Origin of the sequence: Bradyrhizobium sp. JR4.1 (assembly GCF_040548605.1) — a bacterium.
Classification (GTDB): domain Bacteria; phylum Pseudomonadota; class Alphaproteobacteria; order Rhizobiales; family Xanthobacteraceae; genus Bradyrhizobium; species Bradyrhizobium canariense.
In genome coordinates, this window is sequence record NZ_JBEPRY010000001.1 from 697,626 (window position 1) to 721,701 (window position 24,076).

The window sequence follows — 24,076 nt, forward strand, 5'->3', positions numbered from 1 at the left end:
TTTGCGGTCCACGCCAGGGAGAGGGTTTGCCTGAGAGGGAAACGGCGGCGAACGCCGTGACTGACTGGTAGCTCTGGTCTTACTGGTAACCCTTGGGGAACGGATCCGGCTCGACCAGATCGGCGGTCTCGTAGATCAGCTCGAACTGGCCATCGAGCTTGGCGCGCCCCACCCGGGTCTTCGACCAGAGGTGATGATTTTCGTGGATGCGCACATAGCCTTCCGGAGCGCCCTTGAACTCGATGCCTGGCGACGCCGCCGCGATCTTGTCGATGTCGAAGGAGCCCGCCTTCTCCACTGTCAACTTCCACAGCCACGGGCCGAGATAGGCAGCCTGGGTGACGTCTCCGATCACGGTCTTCTCGCCCCACATCTTCTTGAACGCGGGCACGAAGGTCTTGTTGTTGGGATTGTCGAGCGACTGGAAGTACTTCATGCAGGCATAGGCGCCCGCAATGTTCTCGCCGCCGATGCCGTCGATCTCGTCTTCAGTCACCGAGATCGTCAGCAGCGCCTGCTTGGAGAGGTCGATGCCGGCGGCCTTGAGCTGCTTGTAGAACGCGACGTTCGAGCCGCCGACAACGTCGGTGAAGATCACGTCGGGCTTGGTCAGCTTGATCTTGTTGATGACCGAATTGAATTGGGTATTGCCGAGCGGATAATACTCTTCGCCGACAACCTTGCCCTTCAGCACGTTCTCGACGTGCTTGCGCGCGATCTTGTTCGAGGTGCGCGGCCAGATGTAGTCGGAGCCGATGAAGAAGAACGACTTCGCACCCTTCTCCTTGGCGATCCAATTCAGGCCGGCGAGGATCTGCTGAGTGGCTTCCTGGCCGGTGTAGATCACGTTCTTGGACTGCTCGAGACCTTCATAGAAGGTCGGGTAATAGAGCATGCCGTTGTACTGCTCCATGACCGGCAGCACGGCCTTGCGGGACGCCGAGGTCCAGCAGCCCATGATCGCCGCGACCTTGTCGTTGACCAGCAATTTCTTGGCCTTTTCGGCAAAGGTCGGCCAATCGCTGGCGCCGTCTTCCTGGATGAACTTGATCTTGCGCCCGAGCACGCCGCCCATGGCATTGATCTGCTCGATGGCGAGCTTTTCGGCTTCGATCGAGCCGGTCTCGGAGATCGCCATGGTGCCGGTCGCCGAATGCAGGATGCCGACCGTCACCTCGGTGTCGGTGACCGCGAGACCCGTGGTATTGACCGCCGAGGTCGCCGGGGCCTGCGCAAAAGATGCTCGCGGTAGCATGGTGATGGCCGGCACGGCCGCCATTCCCATCAATAATTTGCGCCGGAGCGGCGATAACAGGCCCTTGTTCGCTTCGTCTGACATGAGCACCCCACTGTTGTTCGAGGACACGCGATTGGTGCCGTGAGGATGGCTCGAATTTGTGCACTGCAAGCATACGCAAGATCGCGTATACTGCACCGCAAAATGACGACGTAGGCTTTTGGTACAGGTTTTGCGAGGGATGCGGGAGTTCGGGAGTGGGGGTTAAGTGGCAGGGCGGCAGCGGATAGATCGCGTCAGGCGCCAGTACAACCAATGGGTCGCCAACCAGACGCTGGAAGACTACGCGCTGCGCTTCACCGCCAAGAGCGCGCGCCGGTGGTCCGCCGCCCGCGTCGCCAACACCGCACTGGGCGCCATCTCCTTTCTCGCTCTGGAGGCGATCGGCGGCACCATCACCCTGAACTACGGTGTTACCAACGCCACCGCCGCGATCCTCGTCGTCTCCGCCATCATCTTCTGCTGCGGCGTTCCGATTGCCTATTATGCCGCCAAATGCGGCATCGACATTGACCTGCTCACCCGCGGCGCCGGCTTTGGTTATATCGGCTCGACCGTCACCTCGCTCATCTACGCCTCCTTCACCTTCATCTTCTTCGCGATCGAAGCGGTGATCCTGGCCACGGCGCTCGAGATGTGCTTCGGCATTCCGCGCCCGATCGGCTATCTCATCAGCGCCGTCGCAATCATCCCGCTTGTCACCTACGGCATCACGCTGATCAGCCGCTTCCAGCTCTGGACGCAGCCGATCTGGATCATCCTGCACATCCTGCCCTTCGCGGCGATCGCCTGGGCCAATCCTTACTCATTCACGGAGTGGCGGAAATTCGCCGGCGAGCACGGCGACCCCAGCGGACATTTCGATCTGCTGCTGTTCGGTGTCGCATCTTCCGTGGTGTTTTCGCTGGTGGCCCAGATCGGCGAGCAGGTCGACTTCCTCAGGTTCCTGCCGCGCGACCGCCGCACTTCGCGAACGTCGTGGTGGGCCGCCCTGCTGATCGCGGGCCCCGGCTGGATCATCTTCGGCGCGCTGAAATTGCTGCTGGGCTCGTTTCTCGCCTTCTTCGCGCTGAGCCACGGTCTCTCCAGCGAGTTGGCGGCCGAGCCGGCGCACATGTATCTCGAAGCGTTTCGCTACGTGCTGTCGCAGCCGGACATGGCCCTGGCACTCACCGGCGCGTTCGTGATCCTGTCGCAGCTCAAGATCAACGTCACCAACGCCTATGCAGGCTCGATCGCCTGGTCGAACTTCTTCTCGCGTCTGACACATAGCCATCCCGGCCGGGTCGTCTGGCTGGTGTTCAACGTGATGGTGGCGTTGCTGCTGATGGAGATCGGCGTCTACAAGGCCTTGGAGCAGACGCTCGCGCTCTATTCCAATGTCGCGATCGCCTGGGTCGGCGCGCTGGTGTCCGATCTCGTGGTCAACAAGCCGCTCGGCCTGCGCCCACCGCAGATGGAGTTCAAGCGCGCCCATCTCTACGACATCAACCCGGTCGGCGTCGGCGCGATGACGATCGCGACCATCGTCTCGATCGCGGCATTCTACGGCCTGTTCGGCTCGACCATGAAAGCGCTCGCGGCCTTCGTCGCGCTGACGGTCGCCTTCGTCACCGCGCCTGTCATCGCCTGGCTCACCGACGGCAAATACTACATCGCGCGCAAGCCAAAGAGGAGCTGGGCCAACATCGAATCGATCCAGTGCTGCATCTGCGAGCACCATTTCGAGCCGGAGGACATGACCTCCTGTCCTGCCTATGCCGGCCCGATCTGCTCGCTATGCTGCTCGCTCGACGCGCGCTGCCACGATTTGTGCAAACCGCACGCGCGGGCGCAGGTGCAGTTCGCCGACGCGCTCGCCAGGATCTTGCCGCAGCCGATCTATCAGCGGATCAACTCGCAGTTCGGCCATTACATCGGTGTGTTCGTGCTCTCCGCGGGCCTCGTCGCGCTGGTACTGGGGCTGATCTACCTCCAGACCTCGGTCAGCGTGCCCGGCGAGAACATGCTCGTCTCCAACGTGCTCTGGAAGGTGTTCTTCTCGCTCAGCATCATCATCGGCGTGGTGGCCTGGCTGTTCGTGCTGGCGCAGCAGAGCCGACGAGCGGCCGAGGCCGAGACCCGGCGCCAGACCACGCTGCTGATCCAGGAGATCGACGCGCACAAGCGCACCGATGCCGAGCTCCAGCGCGCCAAGGAAATCGCCGAATCCGCCAACCTCGCCAAGAGCCGCTACGTGGTGGGCCTGAGCCACGAGCTGCGCTCGCCGCTCAATGCGATCAGCGGCTATGCCCAACTCCTGGAGCAGGACACCACGCTCAACACCAAGCCGCGCGACCAGGTCCGCGTCGTCCGCCGCAGCGCCGATCACCTCTCCGGCCTGATCGACGGCATTCTGGACATCTCCAAGATCGAGGCGGGGCGGCTGTACCTGTCGCGCGACGAGGTGCGCTTGACCGAATTCCTCGACCAGCTCGTCGGCATGTTCCGCCTTCAGGCCGCCGCCAAGAGCATCGACTTCGTGTTCAGGCGTCCGGCGCATTTACCGGTCGTGGTCTATGCCGACGAAAAGCGGCTGCGCCAGGTGCTGATCAATCTGCTGTCCAACGCGATCAAATTCACCCAGACCGGCAGTGTGCAGTTCGTGGTGCACTATCGCAGCCCGGTCGCGGAGTTCGAGGTGATCGACACCGGCCCCGGCATCCAGGGCGACGATCTCGAACGCATCTTCGCACCGTTCGAGCGCGGCGCGCTCGGTGTCTCGCAGCCACAGACCGGCACCGGACTGGGCTTGACCATCAGCCGGCTGCTCGCCGGCGTCATGGGCGGCGACATCAAGGTCTTGAGCACGGTCGGCAGCGGCAGCACGTTCAAGGTCAAGATGCTGCTCTCGGAAGTCACCAATCCGCAGCGCATTGCGCCGGTGGAGGCCCCGATCTCCGGCTATCACGGCACGCGCAAGACCATCCTCATTACCGACGACGATCCCGTGCATCGCGACCTCCTGCGCGAGGTGTTGACACCACTCGGCTTCATCCTGCTCAGCGCGCCCGACGGACCTGGTTGCCTGGCACTGGCCCAGCACTGCCGGCCCGATCTGTTCCTGCTCGACATCTCCATGCCTGGCATGGATGGCTGGACGGTCGCGGAGACGCTACGCGCCAGCGGCCACCATCAGGCGCGGATCCTGATGGTGTCTGCCAGCGCGCTCGAGGCCCACGGCACACCGCTGGCACAGCCTTTCCACGACGGTTATCTGATGAAGCCGATCGACATTCCCAGGCTTTTGGAAAGCATCCGCCAGCTTCTGAAGATCGAATGGCAATACGGCTCGGAGGAGATCGCCGTGCCGCTGTGGCGGCCCGAAAGCGGCTCGCGGCCGCCTGTCCAACACATCGAGGCGCTGATCGGGCTTGGTCAGATCGGCTACGTCAAGGCTATCCAGTTGAAGCTGGACGAGATCGGCAGCGAGCACCCTGAACATGCCGACTTCGTCGCGGAAATGCGGTCGCTGATCGACCGCTTCGATCTCGACCAGTACATGGCCACATTGAAGACGTTGCATGCGTATGAGCACTGAGTCGAAAAAGCGCGACGTCGCGCTCGTTGTCGACGACTCCCCGGAGACGCTGCGGCTGCTCACCGACGCGCTCGACAGCGCCGGGATGACGGTAATGGTGGCGCTCGACGGCGCGGCCGCAATGCGCATCGTCGACCAGATCACGCCTGACATCGTGCTGCTCGACGCGGTGATGCCGGGCATGGACGGGTTCGAGACCTGCCGCCGCCTCAAGCGTGATGCGGGCCTTGCCAATGTCCCGGTGATCTTCATGACGGGGCTCGCCGAGACCGAGCACATCGTGCGCGGGCTGGAGGCCGGCGGCGTCGACTACGTGACGAAGCCGATCGTGATCGAGGAGATGCTGGCGCGCATCCGCGTTCATCTCGGCAATGCGCGGCTGACGCAAAGCGCACGCGCTGCGCTCGACGTCTCGGGCCGATTCCTGTTCGCGGTCAACCGCCAGGGCAAATTATTGTGGGCGACCCCGCAGGCGCAGAAGCTGCTGGCGGACCACCACGGCGCGCAGGCCGACGACGATCTCGTCCTGCCGGTATCATTGCTGCAATGGCTGGAGCAGGCCAAGGGCAAGGGCAGCTCGAAGTCTCAGGCCGCTTCCCTGCCCGACAATCCTCAACTCCGGTTGTACTACATGGGCGAGACCGCGCCGAACGAGTTCCTGCTGCGGCTGTCCAGGGAGTCCGGCACCGCGCCGCCACCCGAATTCACCAGCGAGCTTGGCCTCACCACCCGCGAAGGCGAGGTGCTGGCCTGGCTCAGCAAGGGCAAGACCAACCGCGACATCGCGCAGATCTTGGGCTTGAGCCCGCGCACGGTCGACAAGCATCTCGAGCAGATCTACTCCAAGCTTGGGGTCGAGAACCGGACTGCGGCTGCGGCGATTGCAACGAATGCAACAAGAAGGAATTCCTGACCCCCCACCGCCGTCGTCCTGGACAAGCGCAGCGAAGCGGAGCGCCGATCCAGGACCCATTACCACGGTACGTCGTATGGCGAAGACTCTTGATGACAAGCTCGCGCCGCAACTTCTCCCTGGGGTAATGGGTCCTGGCTTTCGCCAGGACGACGGAGAAGTTTGTAGCGTCGCCTGCCGCGCCTCACCCGTACACGAACTCCCCGCCATCCAGATCCGTCTTCGGGATCTCGTCCTTTTCGGTCCAGTAATCCTGGCTGTGCTGCCATTCCGGTTTGTCGCCGCGCTTGGGCAGCAGGTCCATGTTGCGCATCATGTAGCCGGGGTTGAAGTTTTCCGGATCGATCCAGGGCAGGATCGGCATGTTGTGGTCTTCGGCGCGCAACTTGACCTCGACCTTCTTCTTGCCTTTGGCCTTCATGTGACCGAGCAGGCGGCAGACGAAGTCGGCGACGAGGTCGACGCGCAGCGTCCAGCTGGCGCGGAAATAGCCGAACACCCAGACCATGTTCGGCACGCCCGTGAACATCATGCCGCGATAGGTGACGGTGTCGCCGAAGGCGAGCGGCTTGCCGTCGACCTCGAAGGCGATGTCGCCGAGCGCCGCGAGATTGAAGCCGGTTGCAGTGACGATGATGTCAGCTTCCAGCAGCTTGCCGGATTTGAGCTGGATGCCGTTCTCGACGAAACATTCGATCTCGTCGGTGACGACGGACGCCTTGCCACTGGCGATGCCCTTGAACAGATCGGCATCGGGCACGAAGGCGATGCGCTGCCGCCAGGGCCGGTAGCTCGGCGTGAAATGTGTGTCGACATCGTACTCCGGACCGAGCACCGCGCTGATCTGGCCGATCAGCTCTTGCTTCACCTGCTCGGGCTTTGACAAGCAAAGCTTGGTGAACGCGTCCTGCTCGAACAGGATCTTGCGGCGGACGATCTCGTGGATCCAGGCCTCGTCGACCTGAAGCCTGCGCAGCTCCTCTGCGATCTCGATGGCGTTGCGCCCCAAACGGAAATAGGTCGGCGACCGCTGCAGCATCGTGACATGCGCGCATTTGTCGGCAATGTTCGGCACCAGCGTCGCCGCCGTCGCGCCGGAGCCGATCACGACGACCTTCTTGTTCGCGAGGTCGATATCATCGGGCCAGGTCTGCGGATGAACGATGCGGCCCTTGAAGCGATCCGTGCCCTTCCATTCCGGCGTATAGCCTTCCGAATGGCGGTAATAGCCTTGGCACATCCAGAGGAAGTTTGCCGTGAAAGTTTTTGGCTCGCCGGTGTCGGTCGTCACCGCCTCGATGGTCCAGAGGTTCTGTTCGCTCGACCAGCTCGCCGAATTGATCTTGTGCTTGTAGCGGATATGCCGCGCGATATCGTTTTCGTCGATCACCTCGTTCATGTAGGCGAGGATTTCGTCGGCGGTCGCGATCGGCGGCCCGACCCAGGGCTTGAAGCTATAACCGAAGGTGTGGAGGTCGCTGTCCGAACGAATTCCGGGATAGCGGTGCGTGGTCCATGTGCCGCCGAACGTCGCCTGCGTTTCCAGGATGACGAAGCTCGCACCCGGAAGCTGCTTGGTCATGTGATAGGCGCTACCGATACCCGAGATACCGGCACCGACGATCAGCACGTCGAAATGTTCAGAAGCTTGTTTGGCCGTGGCGTGACTGCGAACAGCGACATTCATTGTTGCTTCTATGCCTTGCTTGTTTTTGTGCCCGCCCTTGATTGGGCGGCGCGTTTCCTCCGCGACGGACGTGGTTGCCCATCGCGCTTCCGCTTCAAGATGACATAGATCAGGGCGCGGTCAAATCACAGCGCCGCACCCCAGATCCGCGCGGTCTGCAAGATCCAGTCGCGATAGAGCGTGAGCGGCGTGACGCCGGTCAGCCCGCCGCAGCCGGCGGCTCCGTTCGGCCCCGTGGACCAACTGATGACGCCGACGAGCACGGCTCCGGTCGGCTTGTCCTCGAACACGGGACCGCCGGAATCACCGGTGCAAGCGCCAATTCCGTCGCGAACACCGTTGGTTACGGGGTCGACCAGCCTGATCTGGAGCGTGCCGGGCTGCCCCGTCGCGACGAGGCCGGCAACACGCGTCGCGCCGCCACTCTTGCCGTCGCCACGCACGGTGACGCCAATACCGGCGATGACGAAGCGGCTGCCGACCTGGATCGGAATATTCGGCGCACCGACCGGCACCGTCGATTTTCCCTTGAGTGGAATTTCCAATTGCAGAAGCGCCAGGTCGGCGGTAGCGCGATGCGCTTGCATCGCCTGCATGTTGAAATTCGGATGGATCGCGACGGTGCGGACATTCAGCAGCTGCGGCTGCCCGTCGGTGCCGCGATCGACGATCTTGTAGTCCGCGCCGGGCTGCACGCAGTGGGCAACGGTGAGCACCAGCTTTGGCGCAACCAGGGTGCCGGTACAGAAATTACCGCGCGAGCCGACGATCGTGACGACGGCGCGCGCGACGCCATCGGCCTGCGGCGTGCCGCCGCCAACGATGGCATAGGCGGGCGTGGCGAGCAGCAGCGCGGTTGCGATGATGGTTACAAGCTTTTTCATGGGAACACGCTTTGGTATCGGCATCGCTGACGGCGGTGGGATGGCTTCGGACTGGCCCTTGCCGATAGCGCATGCTAGCGCTCTTGGAAAGGAATTGACGAGGGCGGGATCTTGACGATCGAGGCTGTGATCTTTGATTTTGGCGGCGTGCTGACGAGTTCGCCGTTTGAGGCGTTCACGCGGTTCGAGACAGAGCGTGGCCTGCCCATCGACATCATCCGGCGCACCAACGCCGCCAATCATCTGGAAAACGCATGGGCCAAGTTCGAGCGCGCCGAGGTCGACATCGACACGTTCGATCATTTGTTCGCGACGGAATCACTGGCGCTCGGCGCAGAGGTGCGCGGCCGCGATGTGCTCCCGCTGCTTCAGGGGGATCTGCGCCCCGAGATGGTCGAAGCGCTGAAGCGCATCAAGGCGCAATTCAAGACCGGCTGCATTACCAACAATCTGCCGGCCAATGCGATCGGCAGCATGACCGGGCGCTCACTCTATGTCGCCGAGGTGATGGTGCTGTTTGATCATGTGATCGAGTCCGCCAAGATCGGCCTGCGCAAGCCTGACCCGCGCATCTATCAGCTGATGGTCGAAATGCTGAAGGTCGATCCGAAGAATTGCGTCTATCTCGACGATCTCGGCGTCAATCTGAAGCCGGCACGCGAGATGGGCATGACGACGATCAAGGTGACCAGCGGCGCCCAGGCGATCGCCGAGCTCGAGGCCGCGACGGGATTGAAGCTGAGCTAGGCGGTGAACCGTAGGGTGGGCAAAGCGAAGCGTGCCCACCAAAGCTCGCGTGGCCCGGAATGAATATGGTGGGCACGGCGCGATGCGCCTTTGCCCACCCTACGAAAGCTACTCCGCCGTGGCTGCGATCCGCTCCGGAAACGCCGCGGCAAGTGACGCACGATCGGCTTTCAACACGCCTCGCTCGGTGATGAGGCCGGTGACGAGCCTCGCCGGGGTGACGTCGAAGGCATAATTCGCGACCGGCGAGCCCTCCGGCACGATGCGCACCGTCTCAAGTCTTCCGTCTGCAGTGCGGCCGGTCATGTCGGTGACTTCCGTGCCGCTGCGCTGCTCGATCGGGATGTCGCGGATGCCGTCATCGACGGCGAAGTCGATCGTCGGCGACGGCAGCGCGACATAGAACGGCACGTTATTGTCGTGCGCGGCGAGCGCCTTCAAATATGTGCCGATCTTGTTGCAGACGTCGCCATTGGCAGCAACGCGATCGGTGCCGACGATGGCGAGATCGACCATGCCGTGCTGCATCAGATGCCCGCCGGTGTTGTCCGGAATCACCGTATGCGCCACGCCGTGATGGCCGAGCTCCCAGGCCGTGAGCGAGGCGCCCTGGTTGCGCGGACGCGTCTCGTCGACCCAGACATGGACCTTGATGCCGCGCTCATGCGCCAGATAGATCGGCGCTGTCGCCGTGCCCCAGTCGACGGTCGCAAGCCAGCCGGCGTTGCAATGGGTCAGCACATTGACGGTCTCGCCCGACTTCTTTTTTGCGACGATCGCCTCGATGAGTTTCAGGCCATTGCCGGCGATGCCGCGGTTGATCTCGACGTCCTGCTCGGCGATCTCGTCGGCGCGCGCATAGGCAGCTTCGGCGCGCTCCAGCGGATCGATCGGCGCGAGGCTCGCGCGCATCTCGTCCAGGGCCCATTTAAGATTGATCGCCGTCGGCCGCGCCACCACGAGCGTGTCGTAGGCGCGCTTCAGCCCGGCGTCGGAAGCATCCTCGCGCATCGCCAGCGCCATGCCGTAAGCTGCGGTCGCGCCGATCAGTGGCGCACCGCGCACCAGCATGTCGCGGATGGCGACGGCCGCGTCCTCGCATGAGGTCAGCTTCGCAACGATGAACTCATGCGGCAGCCGGCGCTGGTCGATCGCGCCGACCGACCAGCCGTCGCGCTCACGCCAGATGCTGCGGAAATGCTTGCCGTCGACCTTCATGGCATTCTGCCTTTCGTATCACGTTCGCAGGATGCGCCCGGCCACCGCATCGAGCTTCTTCAGGAGCTCGGGATCGCGCGCCTCGGGCGCGGTGATCAGCGCGGTATCGAGCGCGCGGTCCGAGCCGATCGGGCACGGCTCATGCTCGCGCGGGAAGTCTTTCGCCAGCCGCGCCACCAGCGCTTTTGCCTTGTCGGCGTTCGAGCTCAGAACGCGGATGATGTCCTGCACGGTGACGGCGTCGTGATCGGGATGCCAGCAATCGAAATCCGTCACCATCGCAACGGTGGCGTAGCAAAGCTCGGCCTCACGCGCGAGTTTCGCCTCGGGCATGTTGGTCATGCCGATCACGGAATAGCCCAGCGTCTTGTAGGTCATGCTTTCCGCATAGGTCGAGAATTGCGGCCCCTCCATGCAGACATAGGTGCCGCCTCGCGCAAACGCGATGCCCTCGGCTTCGGCCGCCGTGGCAAGATGGATGCGCAGCCGCGGCGAGACCGGGTGCGCCATCGACACATGCGCGACGCATCCCCTCCCGAAGAACGAGCTCTCGCGCTTGTGGGTACGATCGACGAACTGGTCGACGAGAACGAAGGTTCCCGGCGGCAGCTCCTCCCTGAACGAGCCGCAGGCCGACAGCGAGATCAGGTCGGTGACGCCGGCGCGCTTGAGGATGTCGATATTGGCGCGATAATTGATATCGGAGGGCGACAGCCGGTGGCCCTTGTCGTGGCGCGGCAGGAACACGATCGGCAGGCCGGCAATGGAGCCGCGCCGCAGGGGCGCCGACGGCTCGCCCCAGGGGCTCCTGATCACCTCTTCGCGAGCGTCCTCCAGCCCCGGCAGATCGTAGATGCCGGAGCCGCCGATGATGCCCAATACCGCCTGCGCCATGCCTGCTCCACCCCGTTTGCGCCATCGCAATCCCGAGAGGAAGCTATGCCAGTTTTACATCGGTTTTGGAACGGGGGATGGGATCAGGAAGTGCCGTCAGGAGGATGCGCGCCAGCACTCCTGATTATGCCGCGGCCGCCGACTGCAGCTGGGTCGCGACCATGCGCTCCAGCGTCTCGACGGACTGGAAGTTCTCCGGTGTGATCTCGGACTGCGGAATCGTGAAGTCGAACTCGGCTTCGACGCCGAGCATCAGATTGACCATGTCCATCGAGGTCAGGCCGACGTCGACGAGCTTGGCCTGCGGCGCGACCTCAGCGGAGAGCGAGTTCTGGGCGAGGATGCCCTTCACCAGCTTGATGATGCGATTGCGCAATTCGGTATCGAAAGCCTGCATCGGTAAATTCCCATTTGTCGACAAAGGTCGGACCGGTTGCCGGCTACGATGGGCACGGCGGGCCGATCCCGCAATGGACGCCACCATTACTTCGCGTTTCTTAGTAAACGATGACTCAGATTGTCTGGAATTCCGGCTTCTTACAGATCCCTAACGCGACCGCGGAAATCCGGGCGATGCAAACAACCCGAACTTAACTGTTCGTTCGGAATTGGCCTTTGTTTACCCTCTATTTCATCGACGAATTTGAATTAAATCCGTAGCCTCATCTCATAAGCAAAGATGGTCGGAGGATCGCTTGCGGCATCGCGAATGATGCCGGCGATCCTGAACGGCAAACCGGAGGCGGACGAGTATGAACGTGCGTGAAGCAGTCCTCACTGTCGACGAGACGCAGACGAGCTTTCTCGAGCAGGGTCCCTCCCTCATTGAGCGCGCCGCCCGGACCGCCACCGTGGCGGCTGCCGACGCAGACGGGGTCGATCGCGATGCCCGCTTCCCCCACAAGGCTTTCGAGGTTGCGCGTGAGCAGAAGCTGCTCGGCGTCATGATCCCGGTCGAGTTCGGCGGCTTCGGTGCCTCGATCCACGACCTCACCGACGTCTGCTACACGCTCGGACGCGCCTGCGCCTCCACGGCGATGATCTACGCGATGCACACGACAAAGGTCGCCTGCGTCGTCAGGCACGGTCACGGCATTCCCTGGATGGAAACCATGATGCGCCGGGTCGCGCGCGACCAGTGGCTGCTCGCCTCCTCCACCACCGAAGGCCAGAACGGCGGCAACATCCGCGCTAGCGCCGCCGCCGTCGACGTCGCCGGCGACACTGTCTCGCTGCTGCGCGACGCCACCGTGATCTCCTACGGCGCCGAGGCCGACGGCCTCGTGACCATCGCCCGCCGCGCCACAGACGCTTCTGCGTCTGACCAGGTACTGCTGGCGCTCGCCAGGGACGATTATTCGCTGAAGCGGACGCTGGGCTGGGAAACGCTCGGCATGCGCGGCACCTGCTCGACCGGCTTCGAGCTGAAGGTCGACTGCCCGACCGACCGCGTCTTCCCGGAATCCTACGACAAGATCCACGCCCAGACCATGACGCCGTTCGCACATCTGTGCTGGTCCTCGGCCTGGGCTGGTATCGGTGCAGCCGCCGTCACCCGTGCGCAGACCTTCGTTCGCAAGGCCGCCCGCAGCTCAGGCGGACAGATGCCTCCGGCAGCCGCGCATTTCACCGCCGCCAAGATGTCGCTGGCCAAGCTGCGGGCGCTGATATCAGCCAATATCGACGCCTTTGCTCGCGCCGAGCACGACGAACGCGCGCTCGGCTCGCTCGACTTCCAGTCTTCGATTACGCTTCTGAAGGTGCAGGCCTCGGAGCTCGCGGTCGAGACCGTGATGCATGCGATGCGCACCGCAGGCCTTTCCGGCTACCGCAACGACGGTGAGTTCACCATGGGCCGCCACCTGCGCGACGTGCTGTCGTCGCCGATCATGATCAACAACGACCGCATTCTGGCCAATGCCGCGACGTCGACCCTGATGAGCGGCGTGCCGACAAGCCTTCGGGACTGACGAGCTTTCGAGACCGACGTGCCTTCGTTCAATAAGAATAATTTCAGATAGCAGAAAGCCGAACATGAACATTGCTGTTCTCCCCAACTCGCCTGAGACCGCGCCGCAGATCGCGGATCCGCTGGACCATCTCGCCGAGAAGCTGTTCCACCCCATGGGCTCTGACGGCGTCTATGCCCGGACCGCGCTTTATGAAGGCATCGTCGAAAAGCTCGCCGCGCTGATCACGAGCCATCGCGAGGCCGGCACTGAGGTGATGCGCTTCCCGCCGGTGATGAGCCGGTCTCAGCTGGAAAGATCCGGCTACCTCAAGAGCTTTCCGAACCTGCTCGGTTGCGTCTGCGGCCTGCACGGCACCGAGCGCGAGATCAACGCCGCGGTCAGCCGCTTCGATGCCGGCGGCGACTGGACCAGCTCGCTCTCGCCGGCAGACCTCGTGCTGTCGCCGGCGGCCTGCTATCCCGTCTATCCGATCGCGGCGAGCCGCGGCCAGTTGCCGAAGGGTGGCCTGCGCTTCGACGTCGCCGCCGACTGCTTCCGCCGTGAACCGTCAAAACATCTCGACCGGCTGCAATCGTTCCGGATGCGGGAATATGTCTGCATCGGCAACCCCGATGACGTCGCCGATTTCCGCGAGCGCTGGATGGTGCGGGCGCAGGCGATTGCGACCGATCTCGGTCTCACCTTCCGCGTCGATTACGCGAGCGATCCGTTCTTCGGCCGCGTCGGTCAGATGAAGGCGGTGAGCCAGAAGCAGCAGCAGCTCAAGTTCGAACTGCTGATCCCGCTGCGCTCGGAAGAGCAGCCGACCGCCTGCATGAGCTTCAATTATCACCGCGAGCATTTCGGCACGACCTGGGACATCAAGGACGCCAATGGCGAGCCGGCCCACTCCGGCTGCGTCGCCTTCGGCATGGACCGCCTGGCTGTCGCCATGTTCCACACCCACGGCACCGACCCTTCCGCCTGGCCCGCCAAGGTGCGGGAGATGATGGGCCTGCAGCCGCAGATCGCGGCCGATGCCCACGGCGAAGGCTGGCGCTAACGGAACGAGGCCGGTCATTTCCACGGGAAAGACGAGCGTGATCCATACCAAGGTCCGATGCCGCGAGATCACCGAGGCCGACGTCGATGCGGTCGCGGACTTGCTGACGCGCGGCTTCGTCGGCCGCTCGCGCAGCTACTGGATCCAGGGCCTGCGCCGGCAAGCCTTCCGACCCGTACCGGACGGCTACCCGCGCTTCGGCTACATGCTCGACAATGATGGTACGCCGGTCGGCGTGCTGTTGCTGATCTATACGGCGCGAAGGGACGGCGACGAGACCGCCATCCAGTGCAATTTGTCGAGCTGGTACGTCGACCCGGCCTACCGCAATTACGCCCCGCTCCTGACCAAGATCGCGCAACGTCACAAGGACGTCACCTATCTCAACATCAGCCCGGCGCCCTGGACCTGGCCGATCATCGAGACGCAGGGCTTTCGCGCCTATTGCCGCGGCATATTCTTTTCCGTCCCTGCGCTGGCGCGTGTCCCACGCTGGAGCAAGATCGAGGTCATCTCGCAGCACGCCAAGACGATCGACGGGCTTTCCGATGCCGAGACCGATCTCTTGACGCGGCATGCGCGCTACAATTGCCTCAGCCTCGTCTGCCGCACGCCGAAAGGAGCGTTCCCCTTCATCCTGCAACCGGTGCGCATCCGCCGTGGCATCATTGCGCCACCCGCGATGAAGCTGATCTACTGCCGCAACGCGGCCGAATACACCGAATGCGCGGGCCGCATCGGCCGGCTGCTGCTGCGGCTCGGCAAGATCGCGGTCGCCGTCGATTCCAACGGCCCGGTTCCCGGCCTCGTCGGCATCTATACCGAGCGTCGCGGCCGCAAATATTTCAAAGGCCCACACCGGCCGCAGCTCGCCGACCTCACGGATACGGAACTCGTGCTGTACGGGCCGTAGGCGCCGTTTGGGCCAGACATTCGATGTCATTAGGGCCTAACGCGCAATTGCGCAGGTCGACCGGCGCGACGCGTGCCTGCACGCCCCTCCACATTCGCACGCATCACTGCGATGCTGGTCACCCTCCGTAAACTACGGCGCTTAAGGGAATTTTCCCGCCTCTTCGCTAGCCTCGGCGACCGAATTACCTTGCGTTAGGTCTATTGCCCGCCGAGACCCCGCCGCCCCATGACGTCGATGCGCGACAACGAGCTTGATGCACGCCGCGAGCAAGGCCCGAAGGCCCTGGTCGGGCTGAGCCAGCTTGCGCTCGACCACATGGAGCAAGGCGTCTGCGTCTACGATGCCGGCAACCGGATCGTGCTGGTCAATCAGCGCTACCTTGCGCTGTTCAACATGTCGGCCGACATCGTGCGGGTCGGCACGACCTACCGCGACGTGCTCGCCCACAGCGTGGCCCTTGGCAATATCCCCGCAGACGAAGTCGACACACTTTATGCCGCGCGCATGGCGCGGATCGCAACCGGCCAGCCGTTCCGGACTGAACAGACGCTTGCAAGCGGCCTCGTCATGGCGCTCGAGCTGAAGCCGTTTCCCGGCGGCGGCTGGATGACGATATGCGACGACGTCAGCCGCCTCGCCCGGGTCGAGGCGGAGCTGCGCGTGCAGACTGAGCGCAGCCAGCACGCGCTCGCCAACATGTCGCACGGGCTGATCATGTACGACGCCGACAGCCGTGTCGTCGTCTGCAACGAACGTTTCCTGAAGCTCTACAATCTCGACGCGGACATCGTGAAGCCGGGCGTCACGCACGGCGCGACCATCGATCATTGGCTTTCGCGCGGCAACCTGCCAGGGATGTCGGCCGACGAATTCCACGACACCAGGCTGGAGGACGTGCGCACCAGGACGACGAAAACCCTGCTGGTGATGCGCTATGACGGACGGATGGTGCAGGTGGTTTCCCGTTTTCTGCCCGACGGCGGCTGGGTGACGGTGCACGAAGACGTCACCGAGCGGCTGCAATACGAGGAGATGCTGAGGCAGCAGAACTTCATGCTCGATGCGGCGCTGGAGAACATGGCGCACGGGCTCGCCTTCTACGACAGCGACATGCGCCTGCGCGTCTGCAACACCACCTACCGGAAGATCTATCGGCTGTCGCCGGAGGAAGCCAAGCCAGGCACGCATCTCGGCGAACTGATCGAACGCTCGATGGCAAACGGCGCGTTCTCGTCCGAGTATAGTCCGCAACAACTCCTGGAAGCCGCCAGCGCAAGGATTGCAGACCGCAACTCCTCGCCGATACGCCGGCGGATGTCGAACGACACTACGATCTCGGTGCGCTATTGCGCCCTGGCCGAAGGTGGTTTTGTGGCCACCTACGAGGACATCACCGAACGCGAGCACGCAGTCGAGGAGTTGAGCGAACAGTATCGACGCTTCGACGCGGCCCTGAACAACATGAGCCAGGGCCTGTGCATGCTCGATTCGAGCTTGCGCGTCATCGTCTGCAATCGGCGCTACATCGAGATGTACGGACTGTCACCCGAATTGGTGAAGCCGGGTGTGTCGATGCGCGAGATCATGGAGCACAGCTGCGAGCTCGGCATCCATCCAAAGACCACCGCCGCGCGGCTCTATGCCGACTATGTCGAGAGGCTGCGCGAGGGCGAGCACACGCTGCACCGCTATTTGGGCGACGGCCGCATCATCAAGCTCAATCACAAGCGAATGGAGCATGGCGGCTGGGTCGTTACCTATGAGGACGTCACCGAGCGCCACAAGGCCCAGGCCCGCGTGGCACACATGGCGCGGCACGATTCGCTCACCGACCTGCCCAATCGCACGCTATTCCGCGAGAAGATGGGCGAGGGGCTGAACCAGGTCGCGATCGCCGGCGGCGCGATGGCCGTGCTGTGCTTCGACCTCGACAATTTCAAGACCGTCAACGACCGCCTCGGCCACGCGGCCGGCGACCGGCTGTTGCGCTGGGTCGCGGCGCAGCTGCAGGAGAATGTCGGCGAGCACGACACCGTCGCGCGGCTCGGTGGCGACGAGTTCGCGGTTCTCCAGCGCGGACCGCAGCCGCAATCGGCGGAAAGGCTCGCACGCCGCCTGGTGGAGATCATCGGTCACCCGCCGCCGCTGGAGCACCAGTCGATGCATGTCGGCGTCTCGGTCGGCATCGCAATCGCGCCCGATCATGGGCTCGACGCCGACGAGCTGATGAAATGCGCCGACCTCGCGCTGTACCAGGCCAAGGCCAAGGGGCGCGGCGCCTATCAGCTGTTCGAGCCCGAAATGGAGAAAGAGGCTCGCAGCCGGCACGCGCTCGAGCACGATCTGCGCGGCGCGCTGGAGGCCCGTGAATTCCACCTCGCATTCCAGCCGCAGGTGCGGCTCGAGACCACCGAACTTACCGGCTTCGAGGCGCTGCTGCGCTGGAAACATCCCTCGCGCGGCCTCGTCTCGCCGGCCGAATTCATTCCGATCGCGGAAGAGAACGGGCTGATCGTTCCGATCGGCGAATGGGTGCTGCGCACGGCCTGCGCGACCGCAGCGACCTGGCCCGATCTCACCGTCGCGGTGAATTTGTCGCCGGTTCAGTTCCGCTCGCGCGGGCTGGTGGCAATGGTCACGAGCGCGCTTGCGGAGGCCGGCCTGCCGCCGCATCGGCTCGAGCTCGAGGTCACCGAGACGGCGCTGCTCGACGACAGCGAGGCGACGATCGAGATCCTGCACCAGCTGCGCGCGTTGGGCGTGCGCGTCAGCCTGGACGATTTCGGCATCGGCTATTCTTCGCTGAGCTATTTGCGCAAGTTTCCGTTCGATCGCATCAAGATCGACCGCTCCTTCGTCGGCACGCTCAGTGAAAGCCCTGAGAGTATGGCGATCGTCCGCACCATCGCCAGCCTCGGCTCGGTGCTCGGCGTCGAGACCACGGCGGAGGGTGTCGAGACGATTGAGCAACTCGACTTCGTCCGCGAATGCGGCTGCACCGCCGTTCAGGGATATTATTTCGGCAAGCCCTCACCGGCCGCGGAGGTCGTGCGAGTCATCGAGCGCCTGAACACCGTTCGGCGCGTGGCGTAGGGATCCGGCTCAGACTCCTATCCTGCCGCGGGCAGCACGCTGTCCGGCGGCGCGCCCCAGGGGCGATCGGCTGAGGCGAGCCCGATCAGGCGGCCCTGGATGTAGTCGCAGCCCCAGTCGCGCAGCATGTTCGCAGCTTCTTCGTCCTGCACCCATTCGGCCACCGTCTTGATGTCGAGGCGGCGGGCGAGGTCGATCAGGGTCTGCACGAAGGCGCGGTCGTCGGCCGAACGAGTGATGTTCTGCACGAACGCGCCGTCGATCTTCACGATGTCGACGCCGAGCTTGCGCAGATTGCGGAACGAGGTGTAGCCGGCGCCGAAATCATCGATGGCGATGCGACTGCCAAAATTCTTCAGCCGGGTGACGAAGCCGCGCACGTCGTCGATGTCCTGGATCGCGACGGTTTCGGTGATCTCGACGATCAGCCGCTCGGCGACGCCGGGATGGGCACGCATGAGCGATTCGATTCCGGCCCACCAATCCGGATCCATGGTGGTGTCCGGGGAGATGTTGAGGCTGAGGCAGATGTCGGGCGCGGCCGCGAGCTCGGCGACCACGAGCTCGAGCACGCGGTGATCGACCAGGCGGATCAGGCCGAGCCGTTCCGCGACCGGCACGATGTCGGGCGCAAGCAGCACCTGGCCGTCGCCCTGGTCCATTCGCACCAGGCATTCGTGAAAGGCGCACTCGCGCGAGAGGGCAGCGACCACCGGCTCATAAGCGAGCTTGATGCGGCGCTCATTCAGTGCGGTGACAATCTCGTCGGTGACGCGGATGTTGACGCGGCGCTGGGCGTCGCGCGCGGCATCCGGGCGCCAGGTTGCGAACGAGCCAACGCGGCGTTGTTTCGCCGTGTCCAGGGTCTCGTGGGCGCGATTGACGGCTTCATCGGTGTTGCGGGCATAGCGCGGCACGCTGACCGCACCGATCGAGGCGGTGACCGACACCGGCCCGGATTTGGTCGGCACCACCTCGTCGCGGATGCCGGCGAGGAAGCGCTCGGCGGCGACGTTCATGTCGTCGACGGTGCAATTCTTCAGGATCAGGCCGAACTTGTTGCCGGAGAAGCGGCCGAGCACGTCGCCACCGCGCAAGCGCGCGCGAATGCGCGTGGCGACGTCGAGGATCACGGCGTCGGCAACGTCGAAGCCGAAGGCCTCGTTCACACGCGCGAGATGATCGATGCCGACCAGCATGAAGGCCGCGGTCGAGCGGAAACGGGTCGCCTCCTCGATAGCCTCGGCCAGCGCGGCGATCAGATGCGAGCGATTGAGCTCGCCGGTCAGCGGATCGAGCCGGGCCAGCTTGGTCAGTTCCTCGTCGCGGGCATGGCGTTCATTGTTGATGCGGACGGAGCCGATCGCACGCACCGGGCGGCCGTCGGGGCCGGCGAACCAGCGGCCGGTCTCCTCGATCCAGACCACGGGATCGGCGGCGCTCATGCGTACGCCGTACTCGACCCGGTAGGGCGTGCCGTCGGCGCCATGCACGGCTGAGGTCTGCGCCAGCGCGGCGGTCCGCAGCGATTGCGCGGGCTCGATCAGCCGGGCGAATTCGGCGCCGGTGGCCAGCCGTTCGGCGGGAATCCCGGGAAAGATGGCGCCGACCTGCTCACCCCAGACGATGGCATCGCTGGCGATGTCCCAGGCGAACACGGCCTGGCCGAGGGCAGCCAGGATGTCGGAGGCTTGCGGCAATGCGGGGGTCAAAATCGCCTCGTTTCGGGACAGCGGGGAGTCCTGAGTCGGCACAGGATAAAGCCAGATTCGCCATTGACCCTAGGCAAAGTTGATAAACAATTTGGAAACCACGTTTCCTCACGCGCAGGAACCAAACCGGCCCGCCCGGCATAGGCCTTGCGAGTACATGACACGCACCGGCGCCAGCGTCTCGAAACGAGACGATCTTCGCCGGGTCAACGGTGATTGCGATGTTGAGTACCGATCGATCGAACGCCTCGGACAACAGCACGGGCTCGGCTCTGGTGCCGCTGATGCCGATTCTGCAGTGGGTCCACAAGGCACCGCTGCCGCGCCCCGATCCCAGCTTCGTCGCCCAGCTCATCGCCAATGCCGAGCATCTGCCCCAGGCGAGCCGACTCCGCCGCGTGTCTTCCGAGGATGCGCAGGTCGCCTATGGCAGCAAGCGCCCGCTTCCGAGCGTCACCGCGCGCACGCGGCAGGTGGCTTGAATCAGCGCGGCGCGTCGGGAGACGGCTGGGTGCCGTTGCCCGGCTGCAAATGCGGCGAGGGAATTTCCGGCGAAGGCGTACTCACAGGCTTCGGCGCCGGGTGATCCATCAGCACGGATTCGGCGACCGATTGTGCCGTAGGCGCGGGCGGCTCCGCCGGAGCTGGTTGCGGAGCGGGCACTGGCTCGAACTTGGGCTCGAACGTCCCTTCATCTGCCGGCGTCTCGGCCTGGCGCCTGGCCTTGCGCGGCGCTGGTGCGGTCTCGGCGACATAAGCCACGCGGCGGCGGGTACGCTGGGCGATGCCGCCGAGGAAATCGGCCATCGCGAGCAGCACCAGAAGGAAATAGGTGGAGTTGCCGAATTTCGGCCACATCACGAATTCGGCCGCAGCCGCGCCGAACACGATCAGCGACAGCAAATGATCCATCAGGAATTTCGAGCCGGGCCGCGCGCCCTTGACCACTTCGAGCAGCAGCAGCACGACACCTAGCGCGAGCATCACGTCGGCGAGCGTGACCGGCCAGGCCTCGCCCGTGATCATCGGCACCTTGAACAGCACGTCCGTAAAGGACACGCTCGGCATCAGGAAAGCGATGATGTTGTAGACCGCGAGCGGGATCAGGAGCAGCGGGAAACCGACCATCGGCGAAATGCCTTCTCGATCAAGATATCCAGACAGGACAATGCGGCGGCGAAGCATTAGCTCCGCCGCCGTCACTGTCATATCTCATGGGTTGGCCGAAATCAGGCAGGCCCGATCGTCCTGCCCAAAGAAAGGTCCGAACTCAGGACTCTTTCTTCTTCAGGACCTGACGGCCCTTGTACATGCCGGTCTTGAGGTCGAGATGGTGCGGACGACGGAGCTCGCCGGAATCCTTGTCTTCCACATAGGTCGGCTTCTTGATGGCGTCAGCCGAGCGGCGCATGCCACGGCGCGACGGCGAGGTTTTTCTTCTCGGAACGGCCATTTCAGTATCCTCTAGGGATTGGTGTCATCAGGGCATCGTCCGCGGAGGGACGGGTCAGCACCCGCAAACCGAGGCGAGCTGAATGCCGGTCAAGGCCGGGCTTATAGAGGAAGGCCTGCCTTAAATCTAGGGCTCTGGGGCCGGAAAATGCGCCCGAAAAGGACCCGAAATCAGCGATTCTCCCGCCAGCAGGTCGAAAGCGAGCTGGCCTGCGCCCTCGCCACATAGGTCCCGGCCAGCCGCCGGACACCCGGTCCCGGCGTCCTGGCGCTGCGTTTGACCGGATTCGGCAGGATCGAGGCCAGAAGCGCCGCATCCCGGGGGGAGAGGTTCGCCGCCGACTTGCCGAAAGCATAGGCGCTGGCCGCCTCGGCCCCAAACTGGCCCTGTGGTCCCAGTTCGGCGATGTTGAGGTAAATCTCCAGGATCCGTGCCTTCGGCAGGACGAGATCGATCCACAGCGCCAACGGGAATTCCAGCGCCTTGCGGACGAAGTCCCGCCCCTGCCAGAGGAACAAGTTTTTCGCCACCTGCTGGGTGATGGTGGAAGCGCCCCGCAACGGGGTGCCGTCCTCCTTCGCATCGTCGATCGCCTCACGCAGCGCACCCCAGTCGATGCCGTGATGCTTGCAGAAATGGGCGTCCTCGGCTGCCACCACCGAGCGTGGCAGCGAGGGCGACATCGCCGCCAGATCGATCCATTCCCGCTGCATCGGCGCACCCCGAAGCGAGCGCCAGACCATCAGCGCCGAAACGGGATGGCCGGCACGGTAGAACGGCGCGATGACATAGGGCGCGAGAGCCGCGACCGCGAGCACCAGGAGAAGGGTTTTGACGACGCGCAAATCAACCTTTCCGGCGCAGAACGAAACGCGGCCACGGGCCCGGCATTAAGTCTGTGATAATTCGGGCCTTTTCCAGCACTTTTTAGGCCTTCCAAACGATTGACTGAGGCGGGCGCATAAAGGATTGTCCCGCCGAATTTTAGTTCTGGAGCCCTTCTTGATGACCGGCACGTCCCCGTCCGATTTCGCCAAACGTCTGGACAAGACCGCTGATGACACCGAGGCCCTGCTCGGGCGCCTGCTGTCGGACGACATCCTGCACGATGAGATCGCCCGTCCCAAGCGACTGATGGACGCAATGCGCTATTCGAGCCTCAATGGCGGCAAGCGCTTGCGGCCGTTCCTGGTGGTCGAAAGCGCGGCCGTGTTCGGCGTGTCGCGCGAAGCCGCACTGCTCGCCGGTGCGGCGCTCGAATGCATCCACTGCTATTCGCTGATCCACGACGATCTGCCGGCGATGGACAATTCGGACCTGCGCCGCGGCCGCCCGACCCTGCACAAGAAGACCGACGACGCGACCGCGATCCTCGCGGGCGACGGCCTGTTGACGCTCGCCTTCGACATCATCACCCGCGACGAGATCCATCGCGACGCCAATGTGCGGCTCCTGCTGACGCGCGCACTGGCGCGCTGCGCCGGCATCGGCGGCATGGTCGGCGGCCAGATTCTCGACCTCGCCGGCGAAGGCCGCTTTGGCGGCAACGAGCCGATCGACGTCGCCCGCATTCAGCAGATGAAGACCGGCGCGCTGCTGCGCTACGGCTGCATCGCCGGCGCGATCCTCGGCCAGGCCTCACAAAAGGAATATCAGGCGCTCGACGATTACGGCCGCGCGCTCGGCGAAGCCTTCCAGATCGCCGACGACCTGCTCGACGTCGAAGGCGATGCCGCCGCGCTCGGCAAGCCTGCCGGCGCCGATGCAGCGCTCGGCAAGACCACCTTCGTCACCCAGCTCGGCATCGAAGGCGCCAAGCAGCGCGTGCGCGACCTGCTCGCGCGCGCCGACAGCGCCGTGTCGATCTTCGGCGAACGGGCCGCCGTGCTGCAAGCGGCTGCGCGGTTCGTGGCCGAACGGAAGAGCTGATAGCGCGATGGCGGGCGGCAGCAAGGAAGACCCCGCCCTCGCCCGCTTTCGCAAGATGTCGCGGCCGATGCGGCTGATTTATGCGCGTCCGCGGACGTTCATGTCGCTTGCCGTTGGTATTCTCGTCTGCCTGCTCATCCCGGGTTCGCACCGGCTGGTCACGCGGCTTCTGTTCGGCTGGGATGCGTTGATCGCCGTTTATCTGGTGCTGGTCTACGCGATGATGCTATGCAACGACCACCAGCACATCCGCCGCGCCGCAGCGATGCAGGACGATGGCCGCTTCGTGATCCTGCTGGTGACGGCGATCGGCGCCTTCGCCAGCATCGCCGCGATCGTCTCCGAGCTTGGAACGCCGCATCGCGGCGTCCTGGAGCTGAGCATCGCAATCACCACCATCGTGTTGTCGTGGGCCGCCGTGCACACGATCTTCGCCCTGCATTACGCGCATGATTATTACCGGCACGCCACGCCGGGCGGCCTTCAGTTTCCCAGCGGCGACAAGGAAGACCACGCGGATTATTGGGACTTCGTCTATTTCTCGTTCGTGATCGGCATGACCGCGCAGGTCTCCGACGTCGGCATCTCCGACAAGACCATCCGCCGCACCGCGACCGCGCACGGCATCGTCTCATTCATCTACAATACGGCCTTGCTGGCGCTGACGGTCAACATCGCGGCGAGCGCGATCTCGACGTAGTCGTCGTCCTGGCGAAAGCCAGGACCCATTGCCACCGG

At 64.1% G+C, this 24,076-nt stretch carries 20 protein-coding genes; 10 read left to right on the forward strand and 10 right to left on the reverse strand.

The features are described from left to right. Positions 1–79 precede the first annotated feature (79 nt). Positions 80–1,339 carry an urea ABC transporter substrate-binding protein gene (gene urtA / locus ABIB90_RS03425; protein WP_018455941.1) on the reverse strand — a complete coding sequence of 420 codons (1,260 nt, stop codon included), beginning with the start codon at positions 1,337–1,339 and terminating at the stop codon, positions 80–82. Positions 1,340–1,505: 166 nt separating this feature from the next. Between urtA and ABIB90_RS03430 the strand changes: the two genes are divergently transcribed. After that, a complete protein-coding gene (locus tag ABIB90_RS03430) occupies positions 1,506–4,877 on the forward strand; it encodes a hybrid sensor histidine kinase/response regulator (protein ID WP_354200199.1) in 3,372 nt (1,123 codons plus the stop codon). Next, the gene (locus ABIB90_RS03435) at positions 4,861–5,790 is read left to right on the forward strand and encodes a response regulator (RefSeq protein ID WP_354200200.1); all 930 of its coding nucleotides are present in this window, start codon (positions 4,861–4,863) and stop codon (positions 5,788–5,790) included. The genes ABIB90_RS03430 and ABIB90_RS03435 overlap by 17 nt, the downstream gene beginning before the upstream one ends. 184 nt (positions 5,791–5,974) lie before the next feature. Here the strand turns inward: ABIB90_RS03435 and ABIB90_RS03440 are convergent, their stop codons facing one another. Together ABIB90_RS03440 and ABIB90_RS03445 are read right to left on the reverse strand one after the other, a co-directional pair. Continuing rightward, a complete protein-coding gene (locus tag ABIB90_RS03440) occupies positions 5,975–7,477 on the reverse strand; it encodes a flavin-containing monooxygenase (RefSeq protein WP_354200201.1) in 1,503 nt (500 codons plus the stop codon). Between the two features lie 125 nt (positions 7,478–7,602). Next, positions 7,603–8,361, reverse strand: a complete 759-nt coding sequence (locus ABIB90_RS03445; protein WP_007598083.1) for a S1 family peptidase — start codon at positions 8,359–8,361, stop codon at positions 7,603–7,605. 111 nt (positions 8,362–8,472) lie between these two features. Here ABIB90_RS03445 and ABIB90_RS03450 point away from each other — a divergent pair, with 111 nt between their 5' ends. After that, complete coding sequence (locus ABIB90_RS03450) at positions 8,473–9,108, forward strand: HAD-IA family hydrolase (protein WP_354200202.1); 636 nt, start codon at positions 8,473–8,475, stop codon at positions 9,106–9,108. A gap of 108 nt (positions 9,109–9,216) precedes the next feature. Here the strand turns inward: ABIB90_RS03450 and mtnA are convergent, their stop codons facing one another. The 3 genes from mtnA to ABIB90_RS03465 form a co-directional block, all read right to left on the reverse strand. Continuing rightward, positions 9,217–10,326 carry an S-methyl-5-thioribose-1-phosphate isomerase gene (gene mtnA, locus ABIB90_RS03455; protein WP_354200203.1) on the reverse strand — a complete coding sequence of 370 codons (1,110 nt, stop codon included), beginning with the start codon at positions 10,324–10,326 and terminating at the stop codon, positions 9,217–9,219. A gap of 18 nt (positions 10,327–10,344) precedes the next feature. Continuing rightward, positions 10,345–11,220 (reverse strand): S-methyl-5'-thioadenosine phosphorylase, encoded by an 876-nt coding sequence (locus tag ABIB90_RS03460; protein ID WP_007598086.1) that lies wholly within the window; start codon positions 11,218–11,220, stop codon positions 10,345–10,347. 124 nt (positions 11,221–11,344) lie between these two features. Next, positions 11,345–11,617: a phosphopantetheine-binding protein gene (locus tag ABIB90_RS03465; RefSeq protein WP_007598087.1), complete on the reverse strand. Its 273-nt coding sequence runs from the start codon at positions 11,615–11,617 to the stop codon at positions 11,345–11,347. Between the two features lie 355 nt (positions 11,618–11,972). Between ABIB90_RS03465 and ABIB90_RS03470 the strand changes: the two genes are divergently transcribed. The 4 genes from ABIB90_RS03470 (at position 11,973) to ABIB90_RS03485 (ending at position 18,244) form a co-directional block, all read left to right on the forward strand. After that, entirely contained in the window at positions 11,973–13,190 is a 1,218-nt protein-coding gene (locus ABIB90_RS03470) for an acyl-CoA dehydrogenase family protein (RefSeq protein WP_354200204.1), read from the forward strand. A 64-nt stretch (positions 13,191–13,254) separates the two neighbouring features. Continuing rightward, complete coding sequence (locus tag ABIB90_RS03475) at positions 13,255–14,235, forward strand: amino acid--[acyl-carrier-protein] ligase (protein ID WP_354200205.1); 981 nt, start codon at positions 13,255–13,257, stop codon at positions 14,233–14,235. A 37-nt stretch (positions 14,236–14,272) separates the two neighbouring features. Continuing rightward, the gene (locus tag ABIB90_RS03480; RefSeq protein ID WP_088941075.1) at positions 14,273–15,148 is read left to right on the forward strand and encodes a GNAT family N-acetyltransferase; all 876 of its coding nucleotides are present in this window, start codon (positions 14,273–14,275) and stop codon (positions 15,146–15,148) included. A gap of 228 nt (positions 15,149–15,376) precedes the next feature. Beyond that, positions 15,377–18,244, forward strand: a complete 2,868-nt coding sequence (locus ABIB90_RS03485) for a PAS-domain containing protein (protein WP_354200206.1) — start codon at positions 15,377–15,379, stop codon at positions 18,242–18,244. Between the two features lie 17 nt (positions 18,245–18,261). Here ABIB90_RS03485 and ABIB90_RS03490 read toward each other — a convergent pair whose 3' ends face one another. Next, positions 18,262–19,956: a bifunctional diguanylate cyclase/phosphodiesterase gene (locus tag ABIB90_RS03490; RefSeq protein ID WP_219679739.1), complete on the reverse strand. Its 1,695-nt coding sequence runs from the start codon at positions 19,954–19,956 to the stop codon at positions 18,262–18,264. Between the two features lie 221 nt (positions 19,957–20,177). Here ABIB90_RS03490 and ABIB90_RS03495 point away from each other — a divergent pair, with 221 nt between their 5' ends. Beyond that, positions 20,178–20,438 (forward strand): hypothetical protein, encoded by a 261-nt coding sequence (locus ABIB90_RS03495; RefSeq protein ID WP_219679742.1) that lies wholly within the window; start codon positions 20,178–20,180, stop codon positions 20,436–20,438. Between the two features lies 1 nt (position 20,439). Here ABIB90_RS03495 and ABIB90_RS03500 read toward each other — a convergent pair whose 3' ends face one another. The 3 genes from ABIB90_RS03500 to mtgA all read right to left on the reverse strand — a co-directional run bounded on the left by ABIB90_RS03500 (position 20,440) and on the right by mtgA (position 22,254). Beyond that, positions 20,440–21,084, reverse strand: a complete 645-nt coding sequence (locus ABIB90_RS03500) for a hypothetical protein (protein WP_007598105.1) — start codon at positions 21,082–21,084, stop codon at positions 20,440–20,442. 142 nt (positions 21,085–21,226) lie between these two features. Further along, positions 21,227–21,409, reverse strand: coding sequence for a 50S ribosomal protein L32 (gene rpmF / locus ABIB90_RS03505; RefSeq protein ID WP_007598106.1), 183 nt, complete (start codon positions 21,407–21,409; stop codon positions 21,227–21,229). Between the two features lie 170 nt (positions 21,410–21,579). Further along, positions 21,580–22,254 carry a monofunctional biosynthetic peptidoglycan transglycosylase gene (gene mtgA / locus ABIB90_RS03510; RefSeq protein WP_354200207.1) on the reverse strand — a complete coding sequence of 225 codons (675 nt, stop codon included), beginning with the start codon at positions 22,252–22,254 and terminating at the stop codon, positions 21,580–21,582. Positions 22,255–22,414: 160 nt separating this feature from the next. Between mtgA and ABIB90_RS03515 the strand changes: the two genes are divergently transcribed. Beyond that, positions 22,415–23,338, forward strand: a complete 924-nt coding sequence (locus tag ABIB90_RS03515; RefSeq protein ID WP_219679747.1) for a polyprenyl synthetase family protein — start codon at positions 22,415–22,417, stop codon at positions 23,336–23,338. A gap of 7 nt (positions 23,339–23,345) precedes the next feature. After that, positions 23,346–24,038 carry a DUF1345 domain-containing protein gene (locus ABIB90_RS03520; protein ID WP_007598111.1) on the forward strand — a complete coding sequence of 231 codons (693 nt, stop codon included), beginning with the start codon at positions 23,346–23,348 and terminating at the stop codon, positions 24,036–24,038. The last annotated feature ends 38 nt before the right edge of the window (positions 24,039–24,076 follow it).